We start from the raw sequence: 19328 nt of genomic DNA, 5'->3' as shown, positions 1-19328 counted from the left end.
TCCGCTTCCTGTTCGTCAGGCCAGCGCTTTGCCTTCGGCTTCCTCCAGATCCGCAGTCGCCCGCGGCACCCTTGCCGTTCAGCTAACTCTTCCCCTTGTCGGGCGAGTAGAGGACTTTCACCTCCCAGTGAGTGCGCCCTGCCGGGCGCACCGTAAAAAAACCCGCGCCACTTGCGTGGGCGGGTTTTTTGAATACCGCGGCAAAGTCCTTATTCGACTTCGACAGTCTCCGGTGCAGCCGTCGGCGCCGCGTCTGGCGGTTCCGGGAATTCCAGCAAGACCTGGTCCTTGTCGTCGAGATCGACGGTGACGCGTCCACCCGTCACCAGGCGGCCGAACAGCAGCTCGTCGGCCAGGGCCTTGCGGATCAGATCCTGGATCAGGCGTGCCATCGGCCGCGCGCCCATCAGCGGATCGAATCCTTTCTTGCCGAGGAAAGCACGCAGCTTCTCGGTAAACACGGCTTCGACCTTTTTCTCGTGCAACTGCTCTTCCAGCTGCATCAGGAACTTGTCGACCACGCGCAGGATGATTTCCTGGTCCAGCGCGCGGAAGCTGATGGTCGCGTCGATACGGTTGCGGAATTCCGGCGTGAACATGCGCTTGATGTCGGCCATCTCGTCACCCGCCTGCTTGGAATTGGTGAAACCGATCGAGGCTTTCTGCAAGCTTTCCGCGCCCGCATTCGTCGTCATGATGATGATCACGTTGCGGAAATCGGCTTTGCGGCCATTGTTGTCCGTCAAAGTACCGTGATCCATCACTTGCAGCAGGATATTGAAAATGTCCGGATGGGCTTTTTCAATTTCATCGAGCAGCAAGACCGCATGCGGCTTCTTGGTAATCGCTTCCGTCAGCAAGCCGCCCTGGTCGAAACCGACGTAGCCCGGTGGCGCGCCGATCAAACGGCTGACGGCATGGCGTTCCATGTATTCCGACATATCGAAACGGATCAGCTCGATACCGAGGATGAAGGCCAGCTGTTTCGCCACCTCGGTCTTGCCGACGCCGGTCGGGCCGGAGAACAGGAAGGAGCCGATCGGCTTGTCCGTCTTGCCCAGGCCGGCACGCGCCATCTTGATGGCCGAGGCCAGCGCATCGATGGCGGGATCTTGCCCGAACACGACATTGCGCAAGTCGCGGTCGATCGTTTGCAGCTTGCTGCGGTCGTCCTGGTTGACCGTTTGCGGCGGGATGCGGGCGATCTTGGCGATGATGTCCTCGATCTCGGCCTTGCCGATGGTTTTCTTTTGCTTCGACTTCGGCAAGATGCGCTGCGCCGCGCCCGCTTCATCGATGACATCGATCGCCTTGTCGGGCAGATGGCGGTCGTTGATGAAGCGCGCCGCCAGTTCCGCCGCCGTCGACAGGGCCGAGGCCGAGTATTTCACGCCATGGTGCTCTTCGAAGCGCGATTTCAGACCGCGCAAGATCTGTATGGTCTGCTCGACGGTCGGCTCGTTGACGTCCACTTTCTGGAAACGGCGGGAGAGCGCATGATCTTTCTCAAACACGCCGCGGAATTCCGTGTACGTGGTCGCGCCGATGCACTTCAATTGACCGTTGGCCAGTGCCGGTTTCAGCAGGTTCGACGCGTCCAGGGTGCCGCCCGAGGCCGAACCGGCACCGATGATGGTGTGGATCTCGTCGATGAACAGGATGCCGTTCGGATTGTCCTTCAACTGCTTGAGCACGGCTTTCAGGCGCTGTTCGAAATCACCGCGGTACTTGGTCCCGGCCAGCAAGGCGCCCATGTCCAGCGAGTACACGACGGCATTTTGCAGGATTTCCGGCACATCGCTTTGCGTGATGCGGTAAGCAAGGCCTTCGGCGATGGCTGTCTTGCCCACGCCCGCCTCGCCGACCAGCAGCGGATTGTTCTTGCGGCGGCGGCACAGGATCTGGATCACGCGGTCGACTTCTTCCTCGCGGCCGATCAGCGGGTCGATCTTGCCTTCGGCCGCGGCCTTGTTCAGGTTTTGCGTGAACTGGTCGAGCGGGCTTTCCTTCGGTTGGCCCTCGACGGGCGCGTCTTCCACCCCTTCGGAGGCTTTCGCGCTTTCCGTCGACTGGTCCTTGCGCACGCCGTGCGAAATGAAATTGACCACGTCCAGGCGCGTCACGCCCTGCTGGTGCAGGTAGTACACCGCATGCGAATCCTTTTCGCCGAAGATGGCCACCAGCACATTGGCGCCCGTGACTTCCTTCTTGCCATTCGAGGCGGACTGGACATGCATGATCGCGCGCTGGATCACGCGCTGGAAACCAAGCGTCGGCTGGGTGTCGACTTCGCCCGTGCCAGGCACGGTCGGCGTGTTATCGCCGATGAAATTGGTGAGGGTCTTGCGCAGGTCTTCTATATTGACCGCGCAGGCACGCAACACCTCGGCAGCGGAGGGATTGTCCAGCAATGCCAGCAGTAAATGCTCAACCGTGATGAATTCATGCCGTGCCTGCCGAGCTTCGACAAACGCCATGTGCAAACTTACTTCTAATTCCTGCGCAATCATACTTCCTCCATCACGCACTGCAGGGGGTGCCCCGCCTTGCGCGCATGCGTTAAAACGAACTCCACTTTGGTACACGCTATATCTTTAGAGAACACGCCGCACACTCCTTTGCCGTAGCGATGAACACTGAGCATGATTTGCGTCGCCGTTTCACGGTCCTTGTTGAAATACTCCTGAATGATGGCCACCACAAATTCCATCGGGGTGTAGTCGTCATTGAGCAAGGCTACCTGGTAGAGCGGCGGCGGCTTCAGCACTTGCCGCTCCAGCAGGGTTTCTGTGTCGTGCTTGGTTGCCATACGCTTATTCTAATGCTTTCACAGTGGTTGTCATGCGCAATATCTACGCCTTTCCAATTGTTTTCAATCTTACGCGTTTTCTTAATAGTGCGCAGATGGCGACCTTGCCGTCAAAATCAAGAGTTGCTTTTTTGGTTGTCGTGAAGAATTTGGCAATATCGATGGAAAAGCGCTTGACTTCATTATTTATTCCGCCAACAATGCTGTATCGACTGTTGCAGTAATGTACAGCTTGATAAGAAGTGAGACGTCGAGGAGGGGGCAAGAAGCTTCTTGCTTTTATGGCTCGTGTGATTTGTTTTAATTTTGAAAGTTCTTTTTATGGCAACAGGTACAGTTAAGTGGTTCAATGATTCCAAAGGTTTTGGCTTCATCACTCCAGATGATGGTGGCGAAGATTTGTTTGCGCATTTCTCCGCAATCAACATGAACGGTTTCAAGACCCTCAAAGAAGGTCAAAAAGTTCAATTCGAAGTCACGCAAGGCCCTAAAGGCAAGCAAGCTTCCAACATCCAAGCAGCCTAAGCATCGCCGGCCCTCAGATGTGAAAAACCCCGTTGTCAAACGGGGTTTTTTTTCGTCCGCAGGGTGCGCGCAGCGCCCCCTGCCCCTGCTATTACATGTGCTCGATCATCACCTCGCCGAAACCGGAGCACGACACTTGCGTGGCGCCTTCCATCAGGCGGGCGAAATCGTAGGTGACGCGCTTCGAGGCGATCGATTTTTGCATTGAAGAAATAATCAGGTCCGCCGCTTCCAGCCAGCCCATGTGGCGCAGCATCATTTCCGCCGACAAAATCAGCGAACCGGGGTTGACGTAATCCTTGCCCGCGTACTTCGGCGCCGTGCCGTGCGTCGCTTCAAACATGGCGACGGAATCGGACAGGTTGGCGCCCGGCGCGATGCCGATGCCGCCCACTTGCGCCGCCAGCGCGTCGGAAATGTAATCGCCGTTCAAATTCAAAGTGGCGATGACGCTGTATTCTGCCGGACGCAACAAAATCTGTTGCAGGAACGCGTCAGCGATGGAATCCTTGACGATGATGTCGCGGCCCGTCTTCGGATTCTTGAACTTGCACCATGGACCGCCATCGATCAACTCGGCGCCGAATTCCTTTTGCGCCAGCGCATACGCCCAGTCGCGGAAGCCGCCTTCCGTGTACTTCATGATGTTGCCTTTGTGCACGATCGTCACGGATGGCTTGTCATTGTCGATCGCGTACTGGATGGCCTTGCGCACCAGGCGCTGCGTGCCTTCGATGGACACGGGCTTGATGCCCAGGCCGGACGTGGCCGGGAAGCGGATCTTGGTCACGCCCATTTCATTGATGAGGAAATCCATCAGTTTCTTGGCTTCGGGCGAGCCTTGCTGGTATTCGATGCCGGCATAGATATCTTCCGAGTTTTCGCGGAAAATCACCATGTCCGTCTTTTCCGGCTCTTTCACGGGCGATGGCACGCCCGTAAAATAGCGCACGGGACGCAAACAGACGTACAGATCGAGCTGCTGGCGCAGGGCCACGTTCAGCGAGCGGATGCCGCCGCCGACGGGCGTGGTCAGCGGGCCCTTGATGGACACCACGTAATCTTTCAGGACTTCCAACGTTTCTTCCGGCAGCCACACGTCGGGGCCGTACACATTCGTCGATTTTTCGCCCGCATAGATTTCCATCCAGCTGATCTTGCGCGCGCCGCCGTAGGCCTTGGCCACGGCGGCGTCGATCACCTTGATCATGACCGGGCTGATATCGATGCCCGTGCCATCGCCTTCAATGAAGGGAACGATGGGATTATCTGGTACATTCAGCGAAAAATCGGCGTTGACGGTGATTTTTTGGCCGTCAGCAGGTACAGTGATATGTTGATACATCGTGATCTCCGAAATGGGACACACCGCTGGCGGGCTACACAGGCCGGCGACGCGCTCTGCGGTTGCAGAGTTTACAAAAACAAGTCCGAACATGGCGGCAACAACGCACTTTAGCAGGGAAAGAAACCCCCGGCCATCTGCGGCACCAAAGAATCTAATTGCCATATCGCCCATGTCTTCTATAAGACATAAGACTTACACCCACATTATGCACCACTATCTTACAGGGCGCCACGCTTTTGCGGCGCCGACCAGCAGCCACCATCGCTTACATCAATTCCTCTACCAGCATGCCACTCATCCTCTTCAATAAACCATTCCAGGTTCTGTGCCAGTTTTCACCACAGGACGGCCGCGCCACCCTGGCCGATCATCTCACCATCCCCGGCATCTACCCGGCCGGCCGGCTCGACGCCGACAGCGAAGGCTTGCTGCTGCTGACGGACGACGGCCGCCTGCAGCACGAGATCAGCCACCCGGACCGCAAGGAAGCGAAAACCTACCTGGTGCAAGTCGACGGCGTGCCCGATGCGGCCAGCCTGGCACGCCTGCAGGCGCCGCTGGACTTGGGCGACTTCATCACCAAGCCATGCAAGGCCGTGCGCATCGCCGAGCCGGACTGGCTGTGGCCGCGCAATCCACCCATCCGTGCGCGTGCCGACAAGCCGACCTCATGGCTGGCGATCACCTTGAAAGAAGGAAAAAACCGGCAAGTGCGGCGCATGACGGCGGCCGTCGGCCTGCCCACCCTGCGCCTGGTGCGCAGCGCCATCGGCCCGTTCTCGCTGGCCAGCCATCCCTTGCTGCCAGGCGAATGGTGCGAAGTGCCGGCCGAGAACATTGGAAAAACATGAACGGGACAAGAAAAAACGCCCTCGGTGCCGAATTTTTCCAATAAGCATTATTTATTTTTAGATAATATATTAAAATCATCCAACCTTAACATGACTGAAAAGGAAAGATGATGACAAAAGCAATACTAACCCTGGCCGCTTCCCTGCTTGCTGGCGCCGCACTGGCACAATCGGGCGCCCAGGTGCACGCCTCGGCAGCCACCGACGCCGTCAAGCCGGTACCGCCGGCGTCGGCCAGCGTCAACGCTTCGGCCGCGACGGATGCGGCGCGTTCCGGTGCATCAACCAAGGCCTCGGCCGCAACTGATGCGCCGCGTCTGATTCCCCAGGCGCGCAAGAGCAAGCAGCCGGCCGCTGAGGCAGGCAAGCCCGTGAAATAAGCGTCGCTCCCGGGGTTACAACAACTATGTTGCTGTAACCCCACGCTTTCGGTGCAGCCAGGTGGCACGCTTGACCAGGCAGCCGCCAGCATGGCTTAATCGCCGCTTCGCAGCCACCGTCACACCCCATGAAAAATTCCCTACGCCGTCTCAGCCTGCCCATCGCCCTGCTGGCCTGCGCCGGCATTGTCCAAGCGCAAACAAAGAGCGTGCAACTGTCGGCCGGCATGCATTTGATCCAGGCGGAAGTGGCCGCCACGGAAGAGCAGCGCGAACAGGGTTTGATGTACCGTGAAAAGATGCCGGCCAATGCGGGCATGCTGTTCGTCTTTGGCAATCCATCGACGCAATGCATGTGGATGAAGAACACGCCGCTGCCCTTGTCGGTGGCCTTTATCGATGCCAGCGGCAAGATCGTCAATATCGAAGACATGCAGCCGCACACGCTCGACAGCCATTGCTCCACGAAGAGCGTGCCCGTGCGCTATGCGCTGGAAATGCACCTGGGCTGGTTCAAGCAAAAGAATATCAAGCCGGGCATGAGCATTGGCAACTTGCCGGCGGCGCGCTAGGCCGTCGCGGCCTAGCCAGCCGTTGGCGGGCCAGACCACAAAAACCGTGCAAAAAAGGTGAAAAAAACGCGAAAAAACCCGCCAGAATAAATCTGCGGGTTTTTGCTTTTCAACCAATGCCAGCCTACTGGCACAGGCAAGGCCACCGTGGCGGCTTGCCTGCTGGCGAATATTAAGCGGACAGTGCTTTCAAAGCAGCTGCCAGACGGCTCTTATGGCGAGCTGCCTTGTTTTTGTGGATGATCTTCTTGTCAGCGATACGGTCGATGGTCGACACGGATGCTTGGAAGATTGCAGCAGCAGCTGCCTTGTCACCGCCCTGGATCGCTTTGCGAGCAGCTTTGATAGCCGTGCGCAAGGTCGAACGTTGGGACGAATTGTGTGCGTTTTGCTTAACTGCTTGACGAGCGCGTTTGCGCGCTTGTGCGGTATTTGCCATGGAATTTCCTAAAACAGGGTCAAAGTGCGTTTGCAAACATTAGTGTTTGCCAACCGGTGCGTTCTGTGCGTCTGCCGAACCATGTGTGCCAAACCAGTGCCTGTCAAACATTAGTGTCTGCGTAACAGAATTCTGTACAGCCTTCGATTATAGCGATATTTTCAAGCGGGGGCAAATCAAAAAACCGTGTATCACGCCAAAAACACCTGAAAATGGGGCAGGCAAGGGCGAATCGGGTGCAATTATTGCCATATTTTAAGCGTTTTCCGGTACCGCGCCCGGCTATAATCTGGTCCCATGAACTTGCTTAAAACCCTCGCCGCCATTTCCAGCATGACCATGCTGTCCCGTGTAACCGGATTATTGCGCGAAAGCCTGTTCGCGCGCGCCTTTGGCGCCGGCGCCTACACGGACGCCTTCATTGTTGCCTTCCGCATCCCCAATCTGTTGCGCCGATTGTTTGCCGAAGGCGCCTTCTCGCAAGCCTTCGTGCCGATCTTGTCTGAGTACAAGAACCAGCATGGACAGGAAGCGAGCAAGCAATTGGCCGACCATGTGGCCACCACCCTCGTCTGGGCCACTTTGCTCGTGTCCGCCATCGGCATCATCGGCGCGCCATGGTTCGTGTACGCGATTGCCACGGGCCTGTCCAAGGACCCGGGCGCTTTTGACGCGGCCGTATGGATGACGCGCTTGATGTTCCCTTATATTACTTGCATGTCCTTCGTGGCCCTGGCCGGCGGCATTTTGAACACCTGGCGCGAATTCAAGATTCCCGCCTTCACGCCGGTGCTGCTGAACCTGTCGTTCATCGCCGCTTCGCTGTTCCTGGCACCCCATCTGGCGCAGCCGATCTACGCCATGGCCATTGCCGTGTTCGCCGGCGGCCTGTTACAAGTGGCGATCCAGATCCCTGCGCTGATCAAGATCGGCATGCTGCCGCGCCTGTCGCTCAATCCCGCCATCGGCCTGTCCGACGGCGGCGTGCGCCGCGTGCTGAAAAAGATGGGACCGGCCGTGTTTGCCGTCTCGGCAGCGCAGATCAGCCTGATGATCAACACCAGCATCGCATCGCGCCTGGCCGAAGGCAGCATTTCCTGGCTGTCGTACGCGGACCGCCTGATGGAGTTCCCCACCGCCATGCTGGGCGTGGCCCTGGGCACCATCTTGCTGCCCAGCCTGTCGAAGGCGAATGTCGATGGCGACAAGACGGAATACTCGGCCCTGCTGGACTGGGGCTTGCGCCTGACCTTCCTGCTGGCCCTGCCCGCCGCCGTCGGCATGGCGACCCTGGCCATGCCGCTGATCGCAACATTATTTCACTACGGCAAGTTCACGGCCGAATCCGTGACCATGTCGACGCAGCCGCTGGTGGCCTACAGCCTGGGCCTGATCGGCATCATCCTTGTGAAAACCCTGGCGCCCGCGTTCTATGCGCGCCAGGATATCCGCACGCCCGTGAAAATCGCCATCGGCGTGTTGATCGCCACGCAGCTGATGAATTTGCTGTTCGTGCCCTACATCGCCGTGGCCGGCCTGGCCCTGTCGATTGGCCTGGGCGCCTGCCTGAACGCCAGCTTCCTGTACTGGGGCTTGCGCAAGCGCGGCATCTACCAGCCGAAACCGGGCTGGGCCAAGTTCTTCCTGCGCCTGCTGCCGGCACTCGTCGTGATGGGCGGCGTGGCGTACGTTGGCGCCATGCGCATCGACTGGATCGCTATGCAAGCTCATCCGCTGTTGCGGGCCGGCGCGCTGGCCCTGGTGGTGAGCCTGTGCGGCGTGGCGTACTTTGCCACCCTCTTTTTAGTTGGCTTCCGCTTCCGCGATTTCAAGCGACATGCCTGACAACATGCGCAGGACGTTGTTGCCGGCGTCCCGCGTACTGACGAAAGACGAAAAAAAACCCGCGAAGCGGGTTTTTTTCATTGCAGCGAAAGCTTAGGCAGCTTTCTTGGCGCGGCGGCGGGCCACGGCGCCAACCAGTGCCAGACCGCCCAGCAGCATGCCGTAGGTTTCTGGTTCTGGTACTGGCAGGGCCGACACGGAACCCAGGTAGGCGGCATTTTTCAGACCCGTCAGACCCGTCACGCGCACCGTGTACGAACCGGCGGCCAACTGGCCATCCCAGCTCAGGCTCTGGATACCAGCGGCGCTGGTGTTGGTCAGGTTGCCGTAACCCAGCAAAGTGGCCGAGAAATCCTTGATCGCGCCTTCGACCACGGAGAACGTTTGCAGTGCGCCAAACGACGTCGACGATGGGGTGACCAGCTTGAAGGTCCAGAAGTCGTCAACTACCGAGTTAGCGGCAAACTTGGTGGTGATGGCCGACAGGGTATCGGAACCGGATGGATCCAGGATACCCAGGTCGTAGGTTGCTGCCGATGCGCTGAACGATGCTGCTGCCAGAATGCCTGCAGCGATAAATTTCAATTTCATAGTTTATCCCTTAAAAAGTAATTTATGGCTGCAATACGCAGGCCACCAATAGTTTTAGTACCGAAAGTACTAAGCAGAATGGTAGCATAATTGCATTGAATTACTTATAAATATTTTATCGAAGTTTCATTTAGGATAATTATTTTCGGAATGAACTATTTGCCACTATCTATGAATTTCTGTAGAAAAATAGTTACCAGTGCATGCATTTATTTTTCACATGTTTTACGACAAAATCGTCTATTCGACAGTGTTTTCGGCGGAATCTTTCGGTTCAGGCTGATCAATTGCCTCTGGTGGCGCCTGTTCTTGTGATGGAGCAACAGAGCGGGAAAACAACGGTGGCGCCGGCGAGGCGGGCATGATGCCGGCCTCATCAATCGCCGGCACAGCTGCCGCTCCCGCAGACGGCACGGGTGACGTCCTTGCATCGACCATGAAGCGCCACTCCGAGAAATGCGCCTTGCCTTCGAAGCCGGCAAACCCGGCCTCGAAATTGCCAACCTTTAATGGTGCCGCCTGCGAAAGGCTATGCACGCCGATGATGCCCTGGCTGCCGGGCTGGTACAGCAAGCCCCATTCGGCGCGTCCCGTGATGGGGTCCACATACAGCTTGCGCAGGTGGCGGCGCACCTGCGGAAAGCGGGGATCGCGCAGCAAGGCGGCCAAGGTCGGCGGCTGCTGCGGCTGGCCGGCGGGCGTGGCGCCCGCGTAGCTCTGCAGCGCATCGATAAACTGCGCACCGATGTCGAGCAACTCCTGCTCGGCCGCCTGGCGCTGCAGCAAGGCGCCCATCTTCAGCCCGGCCGCCCCCACCAGGCCCAGGATGGCCACCAGGATGATCAGCCCCAGGTAAGTAAAGCCGCGCTGGCGGCGCGCAGGACAGTGCATCGCCGCTACCAGTCGGCGAACGGCGTGCCGCTGCGGTCCTTGCCGGGCGCGCCGCTTTTCACGTCATACACCTGGCCCGGCGTGTCGTCGGGTGGCGGCACGATGAGCCAGCTGCTGTCGCTATCCGTGATGGGATCGATGGGCATGGCGCGCAAGTATTTTTTTTCTACCAGTTGCTCCAAGGTATCGGGATAACGCCCCGTATCGCCATGGAACTGGTCGATGGTCGCACGCAGATTGCGCAGGTTATCCGCCAGCACGGTTTCCTTCGCCTTGTCCAGACTGGGAAAGTAACGAGGCACGGCCAGGGTCAGCAGCAGCGCCACGATGCCGAGCACCACCAGCAACTCGATCAGGGTAAAGCCGCGCGCGCGCGCGGGAAGAATGTCAGCAGCCATGGTTCACCATAGACGGTAAGGCACGTTGTTCAAGCCGGTCTTGCTGGAAGTCGAGTACACGTCGTACACGTCGTCGCCTTCGCGCGGTTCGGCCGCTTCGCTGGCGTAGCTGCGCTTGCCCCAGGTTTGCGCATCGCTCAGGCCAGCGTCCGCGTTGAACGGATCGCGCGGCACACGGCGCAGGAAAAACAGCTTGCTGCGCTTCGGGTTGCGCTGGTCCGGCACGCCCTCGACCAGCAGTTCCAGGCTTTTCGGATAAGCGCTGGCGTCAGGCGCGCGCAGGATGCGGCCCTCGTCACCGGCCCGTTTATAGGCGTCGAGCCCCTGGCGGATCTCGCGCAGCGCGCGCCGCAACTCCTGCTCCTGGCGCCGCTGCACCGTCACCTGCGTGACGGGGATCACCAGGGTGGCCAGCACGCCCAGGATGGCCAGGGTCACCAGCAGCTCGATCAGGGTGAAGCCCCCCTGCCCGCCTTGCGCATGCGCCAGTCTCATTTGACGGGCGGCGGCGGCACCACCGGCACCGGCTGGCTCGATGACAGCGGCAAGGGCGCCGCCTGCAGCGGCACGGGCTGGCCCGACGATATCGGCAAGGGCGAGGCGGCCGGCTCGGGCGACGGCGCCACTTCCGGCGCCGGCACCGTTTGCGGCAATGTCTGCGGCAAGGCCGATGGCACCTGGCCGGGCGCCATCAGCGGCTGCGCCGGCGCCGGCTGCATGCCGACGGCCGACGGGCCGGAACGCACGATCACCGTGCCCGGCATCTGCGTGGGCGCCCTGGCCGCCATGTCGGGCCTGCGGCGGAAGCTGCCCTCGGTGCCGGCCGAGAATTCCGATTCCTTCGCTTCCGGACGCTGCACCGTGCGCACCAGGTGCGGCGTGATCGACAGCACGATTTCCGTCTTCTGGCTGTCGTCCTTGCTGCTGCCGAACAAGCGTCCCAGCACGGGTATGTCGCCCAGACCCGGCACCTTGTTGCCCGAGCTGCGCTCTTCATTGTTGATCAGGCCCGCCAGCACCTGGTTTTCGCCATCTTTCAGTTGCAGCATGGTCGACGCCTGGCGCGTGCCGATCTGGTACAGGGTCGAGCCGCTGCGGGTGGTGGTGGCCGCGCCCAGGTTGCTCACTTCGAGCGAGATGCGGATGCCCACCTCATTGTTCAAATAAATGGTCGGCTCGGCATTCACCGTCAAGCCCACATCCAGGTAGCTGATGGACTCGGAAGCGAAGCCGCCCGTGCCCGGCGAAATGGTGGTGGTCACCACGGGCACCCTGTCGCCGATGACGAACTTCGCCTTTTCCCGGTTGCGCACGCGGATGCGCGGATTGGCCAGGATGTTCGCATCGCCGTCCGTCTTCTTGGCGTTCGCCGTCACGGACAGGTCGCTCACGCCGATGCTGCGCTGGTTCAGATTATTCAGGTCACTGATGGTCAGCCCCGCACCGCCCGAGGTGGAAAGCGGCGTCAGGGTCAGGCTCGATGGCCAGGCCACGCCCAGCTCCAGCAGGCGGCTGCGCTTGACTTCGAGGATTTCCAGTTCCAGCACCACTTCCGCCTCGGGCACGTCCTGCAGCGCGATCAGGCGCTCGGCCAGGCGGATCGCCTCCGGCGTGTCGCGCACGATGACGAGGTTGAGCTTTTCATCGGCCACCACGTCGCGCGTCTTCAAAATGGTCTTGAGCGTGTTGGCGACCTGCTTGGCGTCCGCGTTCGCCAGGAAGAAGGTTTTCACCAGCACTTCCTGGTACTCCTTCAATTTTGCCGCCACGTTCGGGTAGATCAAAATCGTGTTCGCATCCATCACCTGCTGCTCCAACTGGTTCGTCACCAGCAGGAAGTAGACGGCCGATTCCACCGTGCTGTTTTTCAGGAAGATCGAGGTTTTCGCATCCGCCTTGACGTCCTTATCAAAGACGAAATTGAGGCCGGAACGGCGCGCGATCAGCTCGAACACCTGTTTTAACGGCGCGTCGCGAAACTCGATGGTAATGGGCTGCTTGTACGATTTGGCCAGGCCAGATTCGACCACGGGCGGCGCCGTCTTTTCATCGACTTCGCGCAGCAGCGCGCGCGCGCCGGCGTGATTCGGCTGTTCCGTGAGGATGGCGTTCAGGCGCTGGCGCGCCGGATCGTAGCGCTTGGCCTCGATATCTTTCTGCGCTTCGGCCAGCAGCTTGCCCTGGCGCTGCTCGCGCTCGAGCGCGCGCAAGCCGCTGTTGGCCCGTTCGTTCTGCGCATCGATTTCCAGCACGCTCATGAAAGAGGCGCGCGCCTGCTCGCCCTGCCCCGCCTGCGCCTGGCGCTCGGCCTGCTGCAAGCGGCTGCCAGTCGCCCGTTCGCGCGCCTGCAGATAGGCGCTACGGTACTGTGCGTTGCCGGGATCCTGCTGCAGCGCTTCCTGCAGTTTTTGCAGGCCGGCCGGGATCTGATCTTGCGCAATCAGCTCGCGCCCGTCGCGGTAAGCTTGCTGCCCGGCGCAGCCGGACAGCAGCAAGAGCAGCAGCGCCGATGAAAAGGAACGAGACATCACTCGGAAACTCCAATGTTGAGCTGCTGAACCTGGTTCAACGGCAGATAAGTGAGCGTCATGACGGGCGGCGCAATCGTCACGACCTTGTAGGCGCCATCGATGACGGTATTGGCGCGCACGATATACGTCTTCTCGGCGCGCGACAAAAACACTTCCCAGGCGCCGTCGGCAGCCGCCTTGCCCAGATAGACGAAGGGCAGCGGCGGCGCCATCGGCGGTGGCGGCGGCGGTGGCGCGACAGCTACCATGTTCGGCGGCGGCGGATTCCAGTTCTGGCTCTGGAAGACACCGCCGGCGCCGCCAAAGGTCTCGCCATCCTCGCCCGCCACTTCGCTGCGCGGCAGCAGGACCAGGATGGCCGGCTGCGCGGCTGGCGCTTTGGCGGCCGCATGGCGCGCGGGCGCGACGGCCCGCTCGACCGCTTCGGCCACCTCGGCCACGGGCTGGCGCTCGCCGAACAACAGCAAGGCGCCCGCGCCCAGTACGCCGGCCAGCATGAGACTATGGCGCGGGGTCATGGCACCTCTCCCGCATCGCCAGGCGTATCGGTCAGATAGAAGGTCAGGCGCAAGCGCGCTTCGAGTTGCGTATCGGCGATCTGCTCGCGGCGAAAACTCAGTTCATCGAGCGAAGCGAAGGGCGCGGCGCGCAGCGCTTGCAGCGCGAACTGCCACACGGCCGCATAACTGCCCTTCAGCGGCAAGGTCACCTGCCAGGTGGCAACCCTGCTGGCCTTGTCGTAGCCGCTCTTGTATTCGCCCTGCGCCAGCAGCAAGCCATTTTTCGCGGCCAGGTCAAACAGCTGCTTGACTTGCTGCTCCGCGTGGCGCTGCTGTCCCAGGGCGGCATAAAAGCGCGCCAGGTTCTCGCTGGCCGTCGCCGGCGGCGCCGCAATGGCTACGGCCAGCGATGGCTGTGGCAAGGGCCGCGCTTCCAGCTGCGCCGCCACGGCGCGCTGCTGCCAGGCCCAGACCCAGGCGGCCATGCCCAGCACGAGCAAGGCCAGGGCCAGGCAGGCGGGCGCGCCCAGGCGGCGCAGCAGCAGTTGCGCGCGCAGGCGCACGATGGCGAGATCGATGGCCATCATGGCGCGCCCCAGCGCGCTTCGATCTGAAAACGCAAGGGTTTGTTCGGATCGAGCGCGTTGATTTCATGGCGCAGCAGCTGCACCCGGGTGCCGAACAGCTCCTGCTGCTTCAATTGCGCGATGTAGGCCACCATGGCGTCGCTGCCGGTGGTCTCGGCCGTGATCTTCAGCACGCGCTTGCGCGCATCCGGCTCCAGCGCCAGCAGCGCGATGGCGGGCGGCGTGGCGCTGGCCAGCGCATCCTGCAGATCGCGCCACGGCAGGTTCAATTGCAGGATGGCCGCATTCACGGCCGCCGCCTGCGCCGGCGCGATGGGCGCCTGCGGTACAGTCGCCGGCCCCTGCATGGCCGCCGTCACGCGCTGCTGCGCCAGCCGCCAATGTGCCTCGCTTGCCTGCTGGCGCTGCAGCGCGGCGCTACCGCTGTACGCCGCCGTGACGGTCAGCGCCACGCCCAGCGCGCCGATGCACCACGCCCACGCGGGCACGCGGTGCAGGCTGCGGCGCCAGTTGGGTGGCGCGAAATCGATATCGAGGCGCGTCATGCCACGCCTCCACTGCGGGCCAGCCGGGCGGCCGCAGACAAGGCGCCGTCCCCGTCCGGCGCGGCAAAAATCTGGCAGTGAAACGCTTGCGCCGGCGCCAGCCAGCCCGCTGGCGGCGCGCCACACAGTTGCAGCAGCGCCGGCGCAGGCACGCCTTGCAGCAGCGCCTCGCGCGCCAGCGTCTGCAGCAGCCAATCCTGGCCTGCGCCCTGCGGCACGGGCAGCGCGCGCACGGCGCGCAAATACCCATCGTGCCGCACGCCCAGGGTCAGGGCGTTCTCCTGCAACTGGCCAAACCAGGCACCCGGCTTCAACGCGCCGTGCCAGCGGTTCCAGTGGCGCGCGAATTGCGGCGTAATAAAAATCAGGGCCAGCTTGCGTGCGGCGGCCCCGCGCGTCAACTGCGCCAGCAGCGCGCGGGGTACGGCGCAAAAGAACGGCGCGCGCGCATCCCAGGCGCTGCTGCTATGCCACAGGCCAGGCGCATCGCCATACAGCGACTGGAAGCGCAGCGCGGCGGCCGCCTCGATGTCGGCCAGGCGCGCAGCGCCTTGCGGCATGTCCACTTGCCACAGGCGTGCCAGGCCATCATCGAGCACCACGGACAGGGGCCAGCCCGCGTATTCATCCACCGGCAGCAGCTGTTCCAACGCCTGGCCCAGGGCGGCAAAGTCGCCATGCAGCGCGTCGTCCGGCGCATACGCGGCTTCACCCAGCAAGGTCCATGCGGGCGCGCGCCAGCGGCTGCTGCGCCACAGGCTCACCTTGCCCGTCGCCACGCCCAGGCGCAAACCTTGTCCATAAGCTCTACGCATGCAGGGTGACCCTCTTGATTTCCGTGATGGTGGTGGCGCCCCGCTTGACCAGTTCCAGCGCCGCCAGGCGCAGGCTGCGCGTGCCGTTTGCATACGCTGCCGCCTTGATCTGGCGGATCGGCTTCTTGTCGACGATCAGTTCGCGGATTTCATCGGTCAGCACGAGGATTTCGGCGATCGAGCGGCGCCCCTTGTAGCCCGTGCCGCGGCAGTCGCCGCACCCCTTGCCCTGCTTGAATTGATACTGCGCCACGTCGGCGCGCGCCAGCCCCACGCTGGCCAGTTCGCTGTCGTCGGGCGTGTAGTCGGTAGCGCAATGGGGGCAATTGGTGCGGATCAGCCGTTGCGCCCAGATGCCGTTCAGGGCCGACACGAACGCATACGGATCGATGCCCATGTGGGTAAAGCGGCCGAACACGTCGAAGACATTATTCGCATGCACGGTGGTGAGCACCAAATGGCCCGTGAGGGCCGACTGCACGGCGATTTCCGCCGTTTCGCGGTCGCGGATCTCGCCCACCATGATCTTGTCGGGGTCATGGCGCAGGATCGAGCGCAAGCCTTTGGCGAAAGTCAGCCCCTTCTTTTCATTCACGGGAATTTGCAAAATGCCGGGCAGCTGGTATTCGACGGGGTCTTCGATGGTGATGATCTTTTCGCGCCCGTTATGGATTTCCGTCAGCGCCGCATACAGGGTCGTCGTCTTGCCCGAACCCGTGGGGCCGGTGACGAGCAGCATGCCGTAGGCTTCCTGCGCCAGCGCGCGCAAGGCTTCCAGCGATGGGGCGTCAAAGCCCAGCGCTTCCAGGGTCAGGGCGCCATACGCCTCGATCATGGCACGCTTGTCGAGGATGCGGATGACGGCATCTTCGCCATGGATGCTGGGCATGATGGAGACGCGCAAATCGATTTCGCGGCCGCCCGATTCGACGCGGAAGCTGCCGTCCTGCGGCACGCGGCGCTCGGCGATATCGAGTTCGGCCAGCACCTTCAGGCGCGAGATGATGTGTTCGGCCACTTCGATGCCGTTGACGGCCGTGGCGTGATCGAGCACGCCGTCGACGCGGTATTTGACGGCCAGGCCGCCGGCCGTGCTTTCCAGGTGGATGTCGGAAGCACCGGCCTTCAGCGCATCATACAAGGTCGAGTTGACCAGCTTGACGGCGGGGCTGGCCGCTTCCGAGACGCTGGCGAACGACAGCACGGCGGCCGTCTTGCCGTCGCGCCGCGCGTCAGTGGCAGCGCCGGGCAGCAGGCTGTCGACGGCGCGCGCCGATTCTTCCTGCTTCGACAGGTAGGCGCCGATATCGGCCTGCAGCGCCAGGCGCACGTTCAAGACGCCCTGCCCCGCGCGCGCACTCAACCAGGTTTGCAGGTCGAGATCGAAGGGGTCGGCGATCACGCCCACCAGCTGGCCGTCGGCGGCGCGCAGCAGCACGCTGTGGCGCGCCAGCGCCTGCGACAGGGGCAGCACATCGAAGGCGGGAGAAAACGCCAGCATGTCGGCCGTTTCCAGCACCTCCAGGCCGAACGGGCGCGCCAGTTCGCGCACCACGGCACGCGCCTCGATGCCGCTCAGTTGCTGCAATTCCTCGACCAGGCTGCGCTTCGATTGCCGGCTCAGGATGCGCGCGCGCTGCAGCAGCGCAGGATCGATGGCCACGCTGGGCACAGTGGATTCGGCAGCGGTTTGCATCATGAAATGTCGCCGGCCAGGTCAAAGATGGGCATGTACAGCAGGATCACGATGGCGCCCACGACCAGGCCGATGGCAGCCATCAGCAAGGGTTCGAAAGTGCGCGTAAAACGGTCGATCCAGCGGCTGATTTCGCCATCATAAAAGGCCGCCGACTGCGTCAGCATCGGGCCCATGTCGCCCGTGCGCTCGCCCACGCGCAGCATGCGCAGGGAAATGGGCGTCGTCAGTTGATGCTGCTCAAAGGCAGATGACAGGGGCTGGCCCGCCTCGATGGCGCCGCGCGCCTGCTGCAACGACGCCTGCATGCCCGGCGACACCATCGCCTGCACGGTGGAAATCGCCTGCACGATGGTGATACCGCCTTCGGCCAGCATGCCCAGGGTCAGGTACAGGCGCGACAGTTCATAGATGCGCACGCGCTCGCCGATGCCGGGCAGTTTCGCCAGCAGGCGCGCCACGCCGCCATGGCGCAGCACGCGCCGCACGGCCGTGAACACCACGCTGCCGGTGATAAGCAAGCCGAGCAACAGCAGCACGCCATGCTGTGTGACGAACTGGCCCCAGCTGAGCATCACTTGCGACATCCACGGCAGATTGCGTCCGGCTCCCTGGTAGACTTCGGCGAAACGGGGCACCACATAGCTGATCAGGAAGGCGCTGACGCCGCCGCCCACGGCCAGCAGGATGGTGGGATAGATGGCGGCGCTGACGATTTTGCCACGCACCGTATCGATGCGCTGCTGGTAGTCGATGTAGCGCGACAGCGCGCGCGGCAAGTCGCTGGTGCCCTCGGCCGCCTTGACGATGCCGATATACAGGGGGGGAAACAGTTCCGCCTGCTCTGCCAGCACGGCGGAAAAGCGCTTGCCTTCACGCAAGCCTTCCAGCAAGCGCGTGAGCACGCTGCGCGTGGCTGGCGACGCTTCCTTTTCCAGCAAGGCTTCCAGCGCTTCGACGATGCCCAGGCCCGCTTGCAATAGCGCCAGCAATTCCTGGCTGAACAGCAGCAGTGGCAAGGCCCGCGCGCGCTGGCGCCCGGCCGCGCTGAACGGCGTGGCCCGCAGGGGGCGGATGGCGCTGACAAACAAGCCACGCGCTTCAGCCTGGCGGCGTGCGTCGGCTTCGTCGCGGCCGTCGATCACGCACGTATGCAAGGTAGCGACGGCCTGGTCCGTGGAAAGCGCGCGTACTTCGAACTGCATGATGGCTTATCCGTAGGAAAAAGAAGGGCGCTGGCGTTATTGCGAGCTGATGTCGGCGTTCTCGCCGCTGCCGCCCGGCTGGCCATCCTTGCCCGTCGAGACGATGTCGTACTCGCCCTTGCTGCCGGGCGCGCGGTATTGATAGGCATGGCCCCAGGGGTCGAGCGGCACGGCCTTTTTCAGGTAGGGGCCATTCCAGCGCGTGCCGGCGGCGGGCGGCGCGGCCAGCAGCGCGGCCAAACCCTCTTCCGTAGTGGGGTAGCGCCCCACATCGAGGCGGTAGGTATCGAGCGATTTTTCAAACGCCTCGATCTGCGCCTTGGCCACCGTCACTTCGGATTTGCCCAACTGGGCGAAATATTTGGGGCCGACATACGCCGCCAGCAAGCCGATGATGACAATCACGACCAACAGTTCGAGCAAGGTAAAGCCGCGCGCATGGCGCGTTGCCGCAAGGTTCTGCCTGTGTGCTGCATGCATCCGGTAACTCCTTATTGCCCACCTTCAATACATTGTGTCGCTGCGCGCGGCGGATGGCCACGCACGGGCGACACGCGCTTGCCTGATGCTTACCAGCCTACCATGCCGGTTATGGTTAATACAATCTTTTCTTTGCACTGTGAACAACAAATTCCGGCGGAAACCATCCAGTGTGCGCGAAACCGCCACGGCGATACGCGCTTGACTGGCTGGTCAATCACTCAACTATTTTCAATGCGGAAACTAACTACTAATGGTTACTAATTCATAGTGAGTAATGAATTTTATTCATTCATTATTTGTAACTTTCAAATTAAATT

Annotated in this window: 21 protein-coding genes; 5 read left to right on the top strand and 16 right to left on the bottom strand. The window is 61.7% G+C overall.

Annotated elements, in window-relative coordinates:
* Positions 1-209: 209 nt before the first annotated feature.
* Both clpA and clpS read right to left on the bottom strand, forming a co-directional pair.
* Positions 210-2510, bottom strand: a complete 2301-nt coding sequence (gene clpA / locus ACQ4WS_RS04715; protein ID WP_436474089.1) for an ATP-dependent Clp protease ATP-binding subunit ClpA — start codon at positions 2508-2510, stop codon at positions 210-212.
* Positions 2507-2809 (bottom strand): ATP-dependent Clp protease adapter ClpS, encoded by a 303-nt coding sequence (clpS, locus tag ACQ4WS_RS04710; RefSeq protein WP_034751577.1) that lies wholly within the window; start codon positions 2807-2809, stop codon positions 2507-2509. The genes clpA and clpS overlap by 4 nt, the downstream gene beginning before the upstream one ends.
* 321 nt (positions 2810-3130) lie before the next feature.
* On the opposite strand from clpS, the gene cspE reads away from it, so the two are divergent.
* Positions 3131-3334 (top strand): transcription antiterminator/RNA stability regulator CspE, encoded by a 204-nt coding sequence (gene cspE / locus ACQ4WS_RS04705; protein WP_010395943.1) that lies wholly within the window; start codon positions 3131-3133, stop codon positions 3332-3334.
* Between the two features lie 91 nt (positions 3335-3425).
* On the opposite strand, the gene icd is transcribed toward cspE, so the two are convergent.
* Positions 3426-4679: an NADP-dependent isocitrate dehydrogenase gene (icd, locus tag ACQ4WS_RS04700; protein WP_436474086.1), complete on the bottom strand. Its 1254-nt coding sequence runs from the start codon at positions 4677-4679 to the stop codon at positions 3426-3428.
* A 290-nt stretch (positions 4680-4969) separates the two neighbouring features.
* On the opposite strand from icd, the gene ACQ4WS_RS04695 reads away from it, so the two are divergent.
* The 3 genes from ACQ4WS_RS04695 to ACQ4WS_RS04685 all read left to right on the top strand — a co-directional run bounded on the left by ACQ4WS_RS04695 (position 4970) and on the right by ACQ4WS_RS04685 (position 6485).
* Positions 4970-5533: a pseudouridine synthase gene (locus ACQ4WS_RS04695; protein ID WP_099389610.1), complete on the top strand. Its 564-nt coding sequence runs from the start codon at positions 4970-4972 to the stop codon at positions 5531-5533.
* A gap of 107 nt (positions 5534-5640) precedes the next feature.
* Entirely contained in the window at positions 5641-5913 is a 273-nt protein-coding gene (locus ACQ4WS_RS04690) for a hypothetical protein (protein ID WP_436474084.1), read from the top strand.
* 128 nt (positions 5914-6041) lie between these two features.
* Positions 6042-6485 carry a DUF192 domain-containing protein gene (locus tag ACQ4WS_RS04685; protein WP_436474082.1) on the top strand — a complete coding sequence of 148 codons (444 nt, stop codon included), beginning with the start codon at positions 6042-6044 and terminating at the stop codon, positions 6483-6485.
* Between the two features lie 172 nt (positions 6486-6657).
* Here ACQ4WS_RS04685 and rpsT read toward each other — a convergent pair whose 3' ends face one another.
* Positions 6658-6924: a 30S ribosomal protein S20 gene (gene rpsT / locus ACQ4WS_RS04680; protein WP_010395935.1), complete on the bottom strand. Its 267-nt coding sequence runs from the start codon at positions 6922-6924 to the stop codon at positions 6658-6660.
* A 297-nt stretch (positions 6925-7221) separates the two neighbouring features.
* Here rpsT and murJ point away from each other — a divergent pair, with 297 nt between their 5' ends.
* Entirely contained in the window at positions 7222-8769 is a 1548-nt protein-coding gene (gene murJ / locus ACQ4WS_RS04675; RefSeq protein ID WP_436474079.1) for a murein biosynthesis integral membrane protein MurJ, read from the top strand.
* A 93-nt stretch (positions 8770-8862) separates the two neighbouring features.
* Here the strand turns inward: murJ and ACQ4WS_RS04670 are convergent, their stop codons facing one another.
* The 12 genes from ACQ4WS_RS04670 to gspG all read right to left on the bottom strand — a co-directional run bounded on the left by ACQ4WS_RS04670 (position 8863) and on the right by gspG (position 19008).
* Complete coding sequence (locus ACQ4WS_RS04670) at positions 8863-9360, bottom strand: FxDxF family PEP-CTERM protein (RefSeq protein WP_436474077.1); 498 nt, start codon at positions 9358-9360, stop codon at positions 8863-8865.
* 240 nt (positions 9361-9600) lie between these two features.
* Complete coding sequence (locus tag ACQ4WS_RS04665) at positions 9601-10251, bottom strand: type II secretion system protein (RefSeq protein WP_436474075.1); 651 nt, start codon at positions 10249-10251, stop codon at positions 9601-9603.
* Positions 10252-10256: 5 nt separating this feature from the next.
* Positions 10257-10649 (bottom strand): type II secretion system protein, encoded by a 393-nt coding sequence (locus ACQ4WS_RS04660; protein WP_436474073.1) that lies wholly within the window; start codon positions 10647-10649, stop codon positions 10257-10259.
* Positions 10650-10652: 3 nt separating this feature from the next.
* Positions 10653-11144: a type II secretion system protein gene (locus ACQ4WS_RS04655; protein WP_436474071.1), complete on the bottom strand. Its 492-nt coding sequence runs from the start codon at positions 11142-11144 to the stop codon at positions 10653-10655.
* Complete coding sequence (locus tag ACQ4WS_RS04650; RefSeq protein ID WP_436474097.1) at positions 11141-13177, bottom strand: secretin GspD/PilQ domain-containing protein; 2037 nt, start codon at positions 13175-13177, stop codon at positions 11141-11143. The genes ACQ4WS_RS04655 and ACQ4WS_RS04650 overlap by 4 nt, the downstream gene beginning before the upstream one ends.
* The gene (locus ACQ4WS_RS04645; RefSeq protein WP_436474069.1) at positions 13177-13698 is read right to left on the bottom strand and encodes a hypothetical protein; all 522 of its coding nucleotides are present in this window, start codon (positions 13696-13698) and stop codon (positions 13177-13179) included. Before ACQ4WS_RS04645 ends, ACQ4WS_RS04650 begins: the two co-directional genes overlap by 1 nt.
* Positions 13695-14267 (bottom strand): hypothetical protein, encoded by a 573-nt coding sequence (locus ACQ4WS_RS04640; protein ID WP_436474068.1) that lies wholly within the window; start codon positions 14265-14267, stop codon positions 13695-13697. The genes ACQ4WS_RS04645 and ACQ4WS_RS04640 overlap by 4 nt, the downstream gene beginning before the upstream one ends.
* Positions 14264-14812: a hypothetical protein gene (locus ACQ4WS_RS04635; protein ID WP_436474066.1), complete on the bottom strand. Its 549-nt coding sequence runs from the start codon at positions 14810-14812 to the stop codon at positions 14264-14266. Before ACQ4WS_RS04635 ends, ACQ4WS_RS04640 begins: the two co-directional genes overlap by 4 nt.
* Positions 14809-15627 (bottom strand): hypothetical protein, encoded by an 819-nt coding sequence (locus tag ACQ4WS_RS04630; RefSeq protein ID WP_436474065.1) that lies wholly within the window; start codon positions 15625-15627, stop codon positions 14809-14811. The genes ACQ4WS_RS04635 and ACQ4WS_RS04630 overlap by 4 nt, the downstream gene beginning before the upstream one ends.
* Positions 15620-17326: a GspE/PulE family protein gene (locus tag ACQ4WS_RS04625; RefSeq protein ID WP_436474063.1), complete on the bottom strand. Its 1707-nt coding sequence runs from the start codon at positions 17324-17326 to the stop codon at positions 15620-15622. Before ACQ4WS_RS04625 ends, ACQ4WS_RS04630 begins: the two co-directional genes overlap by 8 nt.
* On the bottom strand, positions 17323-18528 hold the full coding sequence (locus ACQ4WS_RS04620) for a type II secretion system F family protein (protein WP_436474061.1): 1206 nt from the start codon (positions 18526-18528) through the stop codon (positions 17323-17325). The genes ACQ4WS_RS04625 and ACQ4WS_RS04620 overlap by 4 nt, the downstream gene beginning before the upstream one ends.
* 36 nt (positions 18529-18564) lie before the next feature.
* The gene (gene gspG, locus ACQ4WS_RS04615; protein ID WP_436474059.1) at positions 18565-19008 is read right to left on the bottom strand and encodes a type II secretion system major pseudopilin GspG; all 444 of its coding nucleotides are present in this window, start codon (positions 19006-19008) and stop codon (positions 18565-18567) included.
* Positions 19009-19328 lie beyond the last annotated feature (320 nt).

The organism is Janthinobacterium leeuwenhoeki, assembly GCF_051380795.1.
In the GTDB taxonomy this organism is placed as follows: Bacteria; Pseudomonadota; Gammaproteobacteria; order Burkholderiales; family Burkholderiaceae_D; genus Janthinobacterium.
This window is presented reverse-complemented; position numbering and strand designations above follow the sequence as displayed.